Origin of the sequence: Sphingobacterium chuzhouense (assembly GCF_014692525.1) — a bacterium.
Classification (GTDB): domain Bacteria; phylum Bacteroidota; class Bacteroidia; order Sphingobacteriales; family Sphingobacteriaceae; genus Sphingobacterium; species Sphingobacterium chuzhouense.
The window spans coordinates 574,018-586,458 of sequence record NZ_JACNYL010000001.1 but is presented as its reverse complement, the minus strand read 5'-3'; the positions used below and the strand labels follow the sequence as shown (position 1 = coordinate 586,458).

Below are 12,441 nucleotides of genomic sequence, written 5' to 3'. Positions count from 1 at the left end.
CATGATAATCGAGGGTAAAATACGAACAAAAATAAACAGATGGAGTGTGTTGCTCCTGCTATTTCTGGTACAAGCTTGTCAGATTGAGGGCGACAACCTGTCGTTGGACAATCTGCCGCAGCCTGATTTTGAAGCTACAGAAGTAGCGCCGGGTCGAATACAATTAACGAATAAAACCAATGTTCCCACTATTGCACGTTGGACGGTATTAAGTAGTGGGCAGAAATTGGAAGGCGATGTAGTACTGGCAAGCTTGATTTTTGAAGGCTCCTATGATATTAAATTGGATGTCATTGGACAGGGAGGAATGGCTACCGTGACCAAGACGGTGTCAGTGGCGGAGAACGACCCCCAAGCTTGTGATGATGAAACGGCATTGGGTTTTTTGGCAAGCTGTACACAAAAAACTTGGAAATTAAATCCGGAAGCAGGTGCGTTTAAGGTAGGGCCGGGGGCGGATAACGGCGAATGGTGGAGCAGCGGTACTGCAGACGTGATAACCCGCGCATGTGAGTTTAACGATGAATTCACCTTTTCATTTAATGCGGAAGGTACATTCGTTTACGATAACCACGGCGATTTCTTTGCAGATGGATATTTAGGTAATAAAACCGCGGGTTGCGAACCTGCGGCGAACCTGAAAGGTGATCAAACACCATGGAGTTCAGGTACATTTAAGTTTTCTGTAGTAGAAGGGGCCGGTGTCCGGAAACTGGGACAACTTCGGTTAATCGGTAAGGGAGCTCACATTGGTGTAAAGAAAGCACATAATGGAGGTGAAACAGATAGTGCGCCTACTTGGAATGAAGTAACGTATGATATCTTGGAGAGGAATAAAAATGTCGATGGAAAGGGATATGACCTGTTGAAAATAGGTGTCAATATTGGTGGTGATGGCTGGTGGACATTTACCTTGAGATCCGTTGGGTAATATCCTGCTTCCCACCAACTCGCGGGGAGCGGGATAAATAGTAGATTAAAATAACAAGTATCCTTTGATTAAAATTAAAATGAAAAGAAATATGAATTTTTGGTTAATACCTTTTGCACTTTTATTGTCTTGTTCTGAGAAGTCGTATATGAACAACATCGTTATCCCTGAACCTCCGGCACCAAAGGAATATGAGTTTTCGGCTACCCCCTCTTGGGCAGACGAGTTTGATTACGAGGGACTTCCTGATGCTGCAAAATGGAGCTATGATATCGGAGGAAGTGGCTGGGGTAATAATGAATTGCAGTATTATACCGAAGCACGTCCTGAAAATGTGCGGGTGGCAGATGGCCTATTGACCATTACCGCCCGTAAGGAAACTTATGAAGGCAGTGAATACACATCTACACGCTTGGTTAGCAAAGGTAAGGGTGATTTTTTATACGGTCGGTTTGAGGTGAGAGCCAAGGCTGCCAAAGGTCGAGGAACTTGGCCTGCCGCTTGGATGTTGCCTAGTGATTGGGCGTATGGGGATTGGCCTGCATCGGGAGAGATTGATATTCTCGAACATGTAGGATACGATCAGGATGTTGTTCACATCAGCGTACATACCGAAGACTATAACCATTCCATCGGTACACAAAAGACCGCTTTTAAGAAAATAGAAAATGCGACTACTGAGTTTCATACCTTCCGCGTAGATTGGACGCCACAATATATCCGTGGTTTTGTGGATGGTGTTCAATTGTTCAATTTTCCGAATGAAGGAAAAGGATATAAAGTATGGCCTTTTGATAAGAAGTTTCATTGGCTACTAAATCTTGCTGTCGGTGGCGATTGGGGAGGTCAACAAGGTATAGATGATGAAGTTTTTCCTGCACAATATCAGGTGGACTATGTCCGGGTGTATGATTTGCTGAATCCTTAAAGATATAGGTCTATTTTTGATGGATTTTGCCTCTTTTTCTTACTTGAAAAAGGGGCTTTTTTGTAGTGTACTTTGTACATTTCCGATAACGCTACCGATGTTTTAGTTAGGGAAATAGTTGGAATATACACCCATATCGTATTTCTTTGACCTTATCAAATTTTGATAACACAAGAGTCAAAATAATAATAAACCACAACATTATGATACGCAAAAATTACCTTAAACAAGTATTTCTATCAGGGATTGTGATCCTTTATGTATGTCTTGGGGCAACAGTCGCTCTAGGGCAGCAAACAATCTCAAGGACTATCACCGTAAAAGAGGGGCGCAATAATGCTCCTTTACCGGGTGCTACCGTGGTTAACCTAACAACAAAACTATCTACGGCAACGAATGAAACCGGGACAGCCAACCTAGAAGCATCGCCAGGCGATAAACTGCGTGTAACCTTACTAGGCTATGTTGCCCAAACGGCGGTTGTGGGCAGCGAAAACAGTGTTGAGGTTGTCCTTGTTCCCGAAGAACAAAATATCGGTGAGGTCGTCGTGACAGCCTTAGGTATCAAGAGGGAAACAAGAGGATTGACCTACGCTACCCAGCAAATCTCCGCAGAGGCGGTCAATGATGCGCGGGATAATAGCGGTAACATCATGAGCAGCTTAAGCGGTAAAGTAGCAGGCGCCGTTGTTACCACAGCTTCTTCAGGTCCCGGCGCTGCGGCACGTGTAGTATTAAGGGGAAATAAATCGATATCGGGAAATAATAATGCACTGGTTGTGGTAGACGGTGTACCTTACGATAATACGCCTGGTACACAAGCTACAGGTACGACCCCTAATTATGGAACCGGTGATGGTGCGGCAAATATCAACCCGGATGACATTGAATCCATCAACATCCTAAAAGGTCCTTCCGCCGCGGCACTGTATGGAACCCGTGCAGCGAACGGTGCCATCATCATCACAACGAAACAAGGTCGTGAGGGGCGTTATAATATAGAATATAATGGTAGTGCGGCTATCGACCAAGTTAATATGTTGGCCAGTTTCCAAAACACGTATGGCCGCGGAAATGGCGGCGTGGCAGGAACTAATATTGGTGAGAGCTGGGGAGAGCGAGGTACGACATATAGCAATAACGTGCGTAATTTTTTTCAAAACTCCTCTACATTCAATAACAGTATCAGTACCTATGGTGGAACTGAAAAAGTCCAAGGATATATGTCCTATTCAAATAACAAGATTGGCGGTATTTTCCAAGGCAACGACCTTAAACGGAACAGTTTGAATGTAAGGCTGAACACCGAATTTATTCCGGGGTTAAAGACCGATGTAAAGCTGAACTATGTCAACCAGCAGGTTGATAACCGTCCGCGTTTGGGAGATATGGGAATTCCGATAGAAGCGTATATCATGCCGAGGGATATGGATGATGGGGAATTAAAAGATTTTGAGACTATTGACCCTGCAGACGGAAAACCGCTTCGTAAATACTGGTCTGGCTCTACACTATATGATAACCCCTATTGGAGTCTTAACCGTACATCGGTAAACGAAGTGCGCGATAGAATAACTGCTTTGGGGTCTGTTTCGTATCAACTGACAGACTGGCTTAATGTCTTAGGACGCTATTCATTTGATAAGTATAAGGATGTCGTGGATGGCTCGTTTTATCATAGTACGGTTTCGTTAGGGGACGTACGTTACGGAGGGAAGTATTATGAAACCCATACTGAATATTCGGAACAGAATTTTGATTTCTTGCTGAATGGTGAGCATAAACTAAGCGATAATATCCAGTTGAATTACAATGTGGGAACCAGCTTTTTGAAAAGAACTTATGATACTTTCCAAAATATGGCAAACGGATTGACCATCCCTAATCACTTTTCTTTCCGGATGGCCACCACACCTGAATTTCTAAACGTGCGCCGTTATGAACGGCAGCTAAACTCCGTTTACGGTAGTGCTCAACTTGGCTTCTACAATAATATCTTTTTGGATTTGACAGCGCGCAATGACTGGTCATCGACTTTACCGACACCGCATAGCTTTTTCTATCCATCAGCGGGTCTGTCGGTTGTATTCAACGAATGGTTGAACATGCCCAGTTGGGTGACATTTGGTAAAGCAAGAGCATCCTATACACAAGTGGGTAATGATGCGGATCCCTATTTATTAGATCAATTGTACCAATTTGGTCTAGGTGCGGGTCGAGGTTTTGTGTCGCGTAGTGCTACAAAAGCGATCCCGGATTTGAAGCCAGAGTTAACGAAATCATTTGAAGTGGGGTTGGATATGCGGTTTTTCAATGATCGGTTGACTTTTGATGCAACCTATTACAAAAGTAACACAATTAATCAATTGATATTTTTGGGATTACCTATGGCGAGTGGATTTAGCCGGGAGTACATCAACGCCGGAAAGATAGAAAACAAGGGGTTTGAAATTCAATTGACAGGGGCTCCGATAAGAAATGATGTATTTAGCTGGAATACGAATGTGAACTTTGCTACGAATACAAACACGATTTTGGAATTACATGAAAAAACAAAACGTGCCAATGTAACCGAAAACACCAAATACGCTACGGTCGTCGTCAATGAAGGGGAGAAATACGGAGACTTATATGGGCATGTGTGGAAAAAAGATGCTAACGGACAATACATTGTGAATGCCAACGGATTACCTGTAGTGGAAGCGAATCAAAAGCTAGGCAACTTTAATCCGAAAGCGTTATTAGGCTGGTCCAACACATTTACCTATGGAAATATATCCTTACATACCCTTTTAGATGCACGTATAGGTGGTGAAATAGTATCGGGAACTGCAGCCTATTTAGCCGCATTCGGCGTAGCCGATTTTACAGAAACCCATCGAGAAGGCAATTGGGTGATCCCGGCGGTGTATGAAGATGGTACAACCAATAGCACGGCGATAACGTCTCAACAGTTTTGGACGACGGTCTCACAAAGTGGTCGTGATGCTTGGGGTGAGTTCTTTACGTATGATATGACGAATGTCCGGTTCCGGGAACTGGCGATAAGCTATAAATTTAATGTGGAATCCTGGAAAGGTATTCAATCGGCACAGGTTTCGTTGACTGGTCGCAATCTGTTCTTCCTTTATAGAGGAAAATCGAAATTAGATATACCGGGATTAGGTAAAATCAAGAACCCCGTAGATCCGGAAGGCGCTTTAGGGGCAGGTAATTACCAAGGCGTAGAGGTAGGATTGCCTCCGACGGTGCGCACATATGGTTTGAACGTAAAGGTTACATTTTAAATTTTAGAAAACATGAAAAGATCATTTATATATAGCGCGATAGTTGTTTTTGGCTTGGTATCATGTACGAAGGATTTTGAAAAGATGAACAGAGATCCTGATTATCTAACGGAAGTTGGTGCACAGGAAAGGCCGTTTATGTTTGCAAAGGCGCAATCTTCCTCGGCTATGAACCGGTCGTTTTATCAAACAGTCCAAAATTTAGGACCAGATCTTTATGCGCAATATTTTGCGCTGACAACAACCTCGTTTAGAACAGATAGATATGCCTTAACACCGGATTGGCAACGCCGGTTCTGGACAGTCGTATACGTGGATACAGCTCCGCAATTGAAAAGTATTATGGATAATGTGGAGGAAGACAGCGGAGAAGGAGCTTTAGCCAATATATTGTGGGTATATGCGTTTCATCGTTTAACGGATCAATTTGGGCCTATTCCATATTTTGATGCAGCAGAACCTAAAGATATTATCCCTTATGATCCGATGGATAAAATCTATGACGATTTCTTTGTGCGGTTGACAAAAGCTGTGGATGCTTTAAAGGCACTTCCGGCAGGAACAAAGGTGTACGAAGGTTATGATTTAATGTACAATGGAAATATTGATAATTGGATAAAATTTGCCAACTCGCTTCGCCTGCGATTAGCATTGCGGATATCGAAGGCCGATCCTACTAGAGCAAGGACGGAAGCAGAAGCGGCAGTGGCATCTGGTGTAATGGAGGAAAACGGGCAAAATGCATCGTTGGCAAAAGTCTTAGATGGAAACGATACCAATGGTTTAGCCCAGGTGGCAGCGTGGAATGAATTCGCCATGAGTTCTACTATTGCATCTTATCTCAAAGGTTATGAAGATCCCCGTCTGGGTATTTATTTTCAGCCAAGTATAAATGGAGGACAGTTTAATAGTTTACGCAATGGTTCCACGGCAACAGATTTAGGCATAACACGTAATCAAGCAGCTCGCAATTCGAATGTAGGGACCTACTGGGTGCGGTATAGTGGTTCTGTTGAAGAGGAGAATGTGGTTATCGAAGGCAATCTGGTACAACGTCAACACGTTATGTGTGCTGCAGAATCTTATTTTTTGCGGGCAGAAGCGGCCTTGAATGGATGGAATATGGGAGCGGATGCCAAAAGTTTGTACGAAGATGGCATAAAAACGAGTTTAGCACAATGGGGTGTGGGTGATGGCAATACTATCAACGCTTATCTTACCTCTACCAGGCTGCCAGCGGCGCCTGGGGATTATCATAGTTCTCTGGCAGTGGCGAATACACCTGTTGCATGGGCTACTGCAGAAGCTACGCAACGAGAGCAGATTGGTGTACAGAAATGGTTAGCCATATTTCCCGATGGGATGGAGGCTTGGGCAGAATTTAGACGTTCGGGTTTCCCTAAAATGTACAATTTAATCCAGTCAGAAAATGCAGATTTACCTGTAGGAACCTTTATCAAACGGATGCCCTATCCGCTGACGGAAGAAACAAATAATTTGGAAGAATTGAATAAAGGTCGTGCTTTGTTGGGAGGAACTGATAACGCAGCAACAACATTATGGTGGGATATCGATTGATGCATTATACTTATATTGCTGTGATTATCATTCTTCAATCGATTATGGTAAAATTGTCTCAGGCGCAACAAGTTAATTCATTGCCTAGCGTTTTAGGAATTCCAGAAACACTAGATAGAACCGAGAGCTGGGTTATGGACCATGTGCGGAGTTTGTCAAGGGACAGGAACGCTCGTCAACAACCGCTCGATATAACAACATGGATTCGGAAAAATCTGAATCTGGATGCGGTTGATTTTGGCGAGTTGGACATGCATATTGTCAAAACGATTAACCTTGATGGTTTGGTTGTGCATAATATCTTGTTCCAGACCCAACTAGGTGTATATGTGCCAGCAAATCTATATGTGCCCAAAGGGGATGGGCCTTTTCCTGCAATTATCAATAGCCACGGCCATTGGCCCGGAGCGAAAAAAGGTCATATAGTACAGCAGACAGCACAATTATTGGCGCGAAACGGTTATGTATGCTTGAATATGGATGCTTGGGGTGCGGGAGAAAGAGGATCGAATCACCTCCATGAATATCACGGTGCAAGTCTGGGATCGTCACTTTTAGATCTCGGGATCCCCTTGATGGGTATGCAATTGATCGATAACCAAAGGGCCATCGATTTATTGCAATCTCTTCCGTATGTAGATCCGAATAGAATTGGTGCAACCGGAGCGAGTGGTGGTGGAAACCAGACGTGGTGGTTGACCGCACTGGATGAACGGATTAAGGCGGCTGTCCCTGTAGTGAGTGTAGGAACTTTTGAATCCTATGTTATGAACAGCAATTGCGTGTGTGAGCTTCATCCAAAAGGTCTTGTCGATATGGAAAAAGCCGATGTACTGGCATCGATAGCGCCACGAGCGGTTAAGATACTTACTGCGTTACAAGATGGAAATGCCGCATTCAATGTGCACGAAATGCTGAAAACATACGACAAGGCAAAACAGCACTATGATGAAGCCGGACATAGCGCGCATTTCGTGTATGAACTCTTTGACGAAAAACACGACTATACAGCGGAAATGCAACGTCGTATGCTGGATTGGTTTGACCAATATTTGAAAGCAGATGCAGCGAATTCCATCGACACGGCTTTTTGTCCGTTGGACGAAGAGGAGTTGACAGTAGGCGTTTCATCGGAACTCAAAGCTAAAATCACGACAACTGTCGAATACGTAAGTGCACGAGGAAAACATATGCAAAATGCGTTAGTACAGTCTGAAAAGATCAATAAGAAAGTAAAGATTCAGGAATTAAGAGAGCTGCTGTTAAGCTATAAAGAGTTAGCTATTCGTCAGATAGAAAAAATACCTGAGCAAGCCGGTTACCAACGTTTTCTTTTGACGGCAACGGATCAGCGGCTTATTCCTCTGTTGATTAAAGAACCTGCTGTTGGGAAGCAGGTATTAAACGTTGTATTTCCGTCGCGAGGTGCTTCATCGATATCCCCGGATAGCTTGGATAGATGGACGACCAATGGAGATGGTGTCGTGATGGTGGATTTATTTGGATTGGGGGAGCGAAGCTCAAAACAAGGCGACGATATCGACGGGCGTTTGCCTCGTTTCCACACGCTATCGAGATCGCTGTTGTGGATGGGAGAAAGTATAATGGCTACCTGGACCTCCGAAATAGGGTTGGTAATGGGATATCTGAATGAACGTTTTCCGGACCAGGAGATCCACATCATTGCGGACAGAGAAACCGCCATAGCTAGTCTGATTTATAGTGTACTTGATCAATACCCCGGATATTTCTTTCTGTCTGATATGCCTGTAACTTATGTTCCTGATTATCAAACAAATGTTAATGAAAATGAACTGAACATGGCGTCGCATATTCCAGGAATAATCCCTTGGGGAGATATAGTAGGATTGGTTGCTCTTAGCCCGGCAGATGTATACATGGAGCGTGTTATTGGAATGTCGGGACGAGCAATAGATGAATCGAATATAAGGCGGTATGCGGAACAAATGGAACAAATCAGGTTAACGTTAGGGAATACAAGTAAAATTCGTTTAACCGTTGAAAAACGTTAACGCATCAATAACCGAGTGCAACGAGCTCGTTGATACAATAGAAAACTTTAACGCATCAATAATAAAACGTATGGATACAAATAGAAGATCGTTCTTGAAATTGTCGGGACTGGCCGGGCTAGGCTTACTGGCGGGTTGCAAAACTTCCAGTCGGGGGCAGATGCCAACCCAATTAGACCATATCATCAAAGAAGTTGAGAAATCGTATGATCCTATATTTAACATGTCTGGTTATGCTGCGCCAGCATTGGATACAGTTCGGCTGGGTTTTATCGGTGTCGGTAACCGTGGCTCCGCTGCGGTAGAACGTATGAGCAGGATCGAAGGGGTTGCTATTCAGGGAATCTGTGACGTGCGGGAAGAGAAAGCGGAGGCGGCGAAAGGAAGGATAGCTTCTCCGGGACATGGCGCGCAGATCTACACCGGTGATGGAGAAATCTGGAAAAAGTTATGTGACCGGGAGGACATAGACTTGGTCTATATTGCCACGCACTGGGCAACGCATGCCGAGATGGCTATCTACGCAATGGAGCACGGCAAACATGTAGCTCTGGAGATCCCGGCCGCCACCACAGTAGAGGACTGCTGGAGACTGGTGATGACTTCTGAAAAGACGAAAAGGCACTGTGTAATCCTGGAGAACTGTTGCTATGATTTCTTCGAGCTGTTGACGCTGAATTTGGCAAGACAAGGTTTTTTTGGTGACATTGTGCACTGCGAAGGCGCCTATATCCACGATATCCTGGACAGTTTCTTTGTGGAGGAGAAGCGCTATGATTTCTGGCGGTTGAAGGAAAACGCTGCCCGGAATGGTAACCTTTATCCAACACATGGCTTGGGACCAGTCTGCCAGATATTGAACGTGAACAGGGGTAATAAACTGGAATATATGACCTCCATGGCATCGGCAGATTTTTCACTGCGGGCAAAAGCGGAAGAAGTTGGTCGATCGGACAAACGGTTTGAGGCTTATGCCGGAAAACCCATGCGGGGAAACATGAATGTTTCCAGCATCATGACCAACAGTGGCAGTACGATTATGCTCCAACATGACGTCAGCACACCGCGACCCTACTCTAGGCTGCACCTGATCAGTGGAACGAAAGCTTTCGCGCAGAAATATCCACTACCAGGCAAGATAGCGGTGGGACACGACGATTTTTTGGAACAGACGGAAATGAAGAGACTAGAAGAGGAATATACCCCCGGGATCGTGAAGCATATTGGCGAACTGGCAAAGAGCATCGGTGGGCATGGCGGGATGGACTTTATGATGGACTGGCGGTTGATCGATTGTCTGCGGAACGGACTTCCGGTGGACATGGATGTGTACGATGCGGCAACGTGGAGCGCCATAGGTCCACTCAGTGAGTGGTCGGTCGCCAACGGGTCGCAGCCTATTGCCATCCCGGATTTTACGATGGGCAGATGGAAAGAAAATAAGGTACATGAGATACACCTGGAATCGGGCGGAAAGACCAATGTCATCAAAGCTTGATGCAATGATCCAAGTTCATTGCCATTGGTAGGAAAACCGGGCTCAACGAGTTCATTTATACAATTGAAAATTTAACACATATAAATAATTTATACAGATGAAAATTGAAAAGTATGCAACCGCAGAGGAATTAGGACAGGCAGCGGGAAAGTTAGGTGCGGAATGGATCAAGGAAGCGATTGCGGAAAAGGGTGAAGCTAATATCATCCTAGCAACGGGACAGAGCCAGTTCGAGACCATCGATACCTTGGTACAGGACAAGAGCATCGACTGGTCTAAAGTGAGGATGTTCCATCTGGATGAATATATAGGTATGCCGATCACCCACAAGGCCAGTTTTAGGAAGTACCTGACGGAACGGTTCATCGACAAGGTGGATGGACTGAAAGAAGCGGTACTCATCAACGGCGAAAGCGATCCAGAAGAGGAACGTAAGCGTTTGGAAAAGCAGATCAGGCAGTACCCCATAGACGTGGCCTTCGTGGGGATAGGGGAGAATGGCCATCTGGCATTTAACGATCCGCCGGCAGATTTTGATGTAGAGGACGCATACCTGGTGGTCAACCTTGACCTGCAGTGCCGGCAGCAGCAATTGGGAGAGGGTTGGTTCAACCATGTGGATGAAGTGCCGCTGCAGGCAATCTCGATGTCGATCAGGCAGATCATGAAATCTAGGCAGGTTATCTGTGCGGTACCCGACCAGAGAAAGGCACAGGCCGTGAAGGACTGCCTGACACAGCCGGTAACGAACCTGCATCCGGCCAGTATCCTGCAGGAACATCCGGACTGTGTATGCTTTCTGGATGAAGGGTCAGCTTCACTACTGTAACGCAACGTACCTTATCATGGCAACATCAACATATGCACTGGACAGGCGGGGAACGGCCATATCCATCGGGATCATCGGCATGATGTTCTTTGTCTTTGGATTTGTATCGTGGGTGAACGCGATATTGATCCCCTATTTTAAGATAGCCTGCGAACTGACGAATTTTCAGTCGTATCTGGTGGCCTTTGCGTTCTATATATCCTACCTGGTCATGTCCATGCCCTCTTCCTACCTGCTAAAGCGGGTGGGGTACAAGAAGGGCATTGTCATCGGTTTTTGGATTATGGCCCTGGGTGCACTGCTGTTTGTTCCGGCTGCATATGGACGTACGTACATGATTTTTTTGGCAGGGCTTTTTACATTGGGAACAGGGTTGGCAGTCCTGCAGACAGTGGCCAACCTCTACATCACGCTGATCGGTGACCGGGAACGTGCCGCCCAGCGGATAAGCATGATGGGGATATGCAATAAAGGGGCTGGAATACTGGCTCCGCTGGCCTTCTCCTGGGCAGTCCTGCGGCCAACGGACAATGAACTGTTCAAACAGATTCCACTGATGGAGGTAGTACAGCGGACAGCGGTGCTGGATGAACTGATACTGCGGGTGGTGACACCCTATACGGTCGTCGCCATCGTACTATTTCTGATCGGCGTACTGGTGAACTATTCCCCCCTTCCGGAAATAGCGAATCCGGATGCAGAAGATGGAAAGGAACAGAAAAAGGGTGTACTGCAGTTTCCGCACCTGGTACTGGGGGCCATCGCGATATTCCTGCACGTGGGTACACAGGTCATTGCCATCGACACGGTGATCAGTTATGCAGGCTCGATGGGACTGTCCTTGGTGGAAGCTAAGGCCCTGCCCTCATATACCCTGACGGCAACGATCATCGGATATCTATTGGGAATCTCGCTGATACCGCGGTTTATTGGCCAAAAAAGGATGCTGCAGATCTGTGCTTTGTTGGGGCTCTGCCTTTCCGTCCTGATTTGCGTTGCCCAGGGACAGGTCGGTTGGTTCAATATGCACCTGGACGTGTCGCTGTGGTTTCTGGTGTTCATCGGCCTGCCCAATGCATTGATATGGGCGGGGATATGGCCGCTGGCGATTGCCGGTTTAGGAAAATATGCGAAATCAGGTTCGGCACTGATGATCATGGGGCTGTGTGGGAATGCGATACTGCCTATAATTTACGGTGCATTGGCGGACACACTGGACGTAAAGCAGGCGTATTGGGTGCTGGTGCCGTGTTTTCTATATATCGTGTATTATGCCTTTTGGGGGCACCGGATCAAATCCTGGTCGGTTAAATGATACAAAAAATATAGCTAAGATGAAGATTGTAAACGGAGTAGG

The 12,441-nt window shown here is 45.6% G+C and carries 8 protein-coding genes; all 8 read left to right on the top strand.

What is annotated here, in order from left to right; genetic code table 11:
• The first annotated feature begins 1 nt into the window (after nt 1).
• The 8 genes from H8B21_RS02505 (at nt 2) to H8B21_RS02470 (ending at nt 12,399) form a co-directional block, all read left to right on the top strand.
• Entirely contained in the window at nt 2-931 is a 930-nt protein-coding gene (locus H8B21_RS02505; protein WP_190312204.1) for a hypothetical protein, read from the top strand.
• 91 nt (nt 932-1,022) lie between these two features.
• The gene (locus H8B21_RS02500; protein ID WP_223814784.1) at nt 1,023-1,859 is read left to right on the top strand and encodes a glycoside hydrolase family 16 protein; all 837 of its coding nucleotides are present in this window, start codon (nt 1,023-1,025) and stop codon (nt 1,857-1,859) included.
• A 203-nt stretch (nt 1,860-2,062) separates the two neighbouring features.
• Nucleotides 2,063-5,146: a SusC/RagA family TonB-linked outer membrane protein gene (locus tag H8B21_RS02495; RefSeq protein ID WP_190312202.1), complete on the top strand. Its 3,084-nt coding sequence runs from the start codon at nt 2,063-2,065 to the stop codon at nt 5,144-5,146.
• A 12-nt stretch (nt 5,147-5,158) separates the two neighbouring features.
• Complete coding sequence (locus H8B21_RS02490; protein WP_190312201.1) at nt 5,159-6,724, top strand: SusD/RagB family nutrient-binding outer membrane lipoprotein; 1,566 nt, start codon at nt 5,159-5,161, stop codon at nt 6,722-6,724.
• Nucleotides 6,706-8,757 carry an alpha/beta hydrolase family protein gene (locus tag H8B21_RS02485; RefSeq protein WP_223814783.1) on the top strand — a complete coding sequence of 684 codons (2,052 nt, stop codon included), beginning with the start codon at nt 6,706-6,708 and terminating at the stop codon, nt 8,755-8,757. The genes H8B21_RS02490 and H8B21_RS02485 overlap by 19 nt, the downstream gene beginning before the upstream one ends.
• 70 nt (nt 8,758-8,827) lie before the next feature.
• Nucleotides 8,828-10,255 (top strand): Gfo/Idh/MocA family protein, encoded by a 1,428-nt coding sequence (locus tag H8B21_RS02480; protein WP_190312199.1) that lies wholly within the window; start codon nt 8,828-8,830, stop codon nt 10,253-10,255.
• Between the two features lie 97 nt (nt 10,256-10,352).
• Complete coding sequence (locus H8B21_RS02475) at nt 10,353-11,084, top strand: glucosamine-6-phosphate deaminase (protein ID WP_190312198.1); 732 nt, start codon at nt 10,353-10,355, stop codon at nt 11,082-11,084.
• Nucleotides 11,085-11,100: 16 nt separating this feature from the next.
• A complete protein-coding gene (locus tag H8B21_RS02470) occupies nt 11,101-12,399 on the top strand; it encodes a sugar MFS transporter (protein ID WP_190312197.1) in 1,299 nt (432 codons plus the stop codon).
• Nucleotides 12,400-12,441: the final 42 nt, after the last annotated feature.

Bases quoted from the DNA above. Each gene is read 5' to 3' on its own strand.
- H8B21_RS02505 (WP_190312204.1), top strand. From the start codon at position 2: ATGATAATCGAGGGTAAAATACGAACAAAAATAAACAGATGGAGTGTG.
- H8B21_RS02500 (WP_223814784.1), top strand. From the start codon at position 1,023: ATGAATTTTTGGTTAATACCTTTTGCACTTTTATTGTCTTGTTCTGAG.
- H8B21_RS02495 (WP_190312202.1), top strand. From the start codon at position 2,063: ATGATACGCAAAAATTACCTTAAACAAGTATTTCTATCAGGGATTGTG.
- H8B21_RS02490 (WP_190312201.1), top strand. From the start codon at position 5,159: ATGAAAAGATCATTTATATATAGCGCGATAGTTGTTTTTGGCTTGGTA.
- H8B21_RS02485 (WP_223814783.1), top strand. From the start codon at position 6,706: ATGGTGGGATATCGATTGATGCATTATACTTATATTGCTGTGATTATC.
- H8B21_RS02480 (WP_190312199.1), top strand. From the start codon at position 8,828: ATGGATACAAATAGAAGATCGTTCTTGAAATTGTCGGGACTGGCCGGG.
- H8B21_RS02475 (WP_190312198.1), top strand. From the start codon at position 10,353: ATGAAAATTGAAAAGTATGCAACCGCAGAGGAATTAGGACAGGCAGCG.
- H8B21_RS02470 (WP_190312197.1), top strand. From the start codon at position 11,101: ATGGCAACATCAACATATGCACTGGACAGGCGGGGAACGGCCATATCC.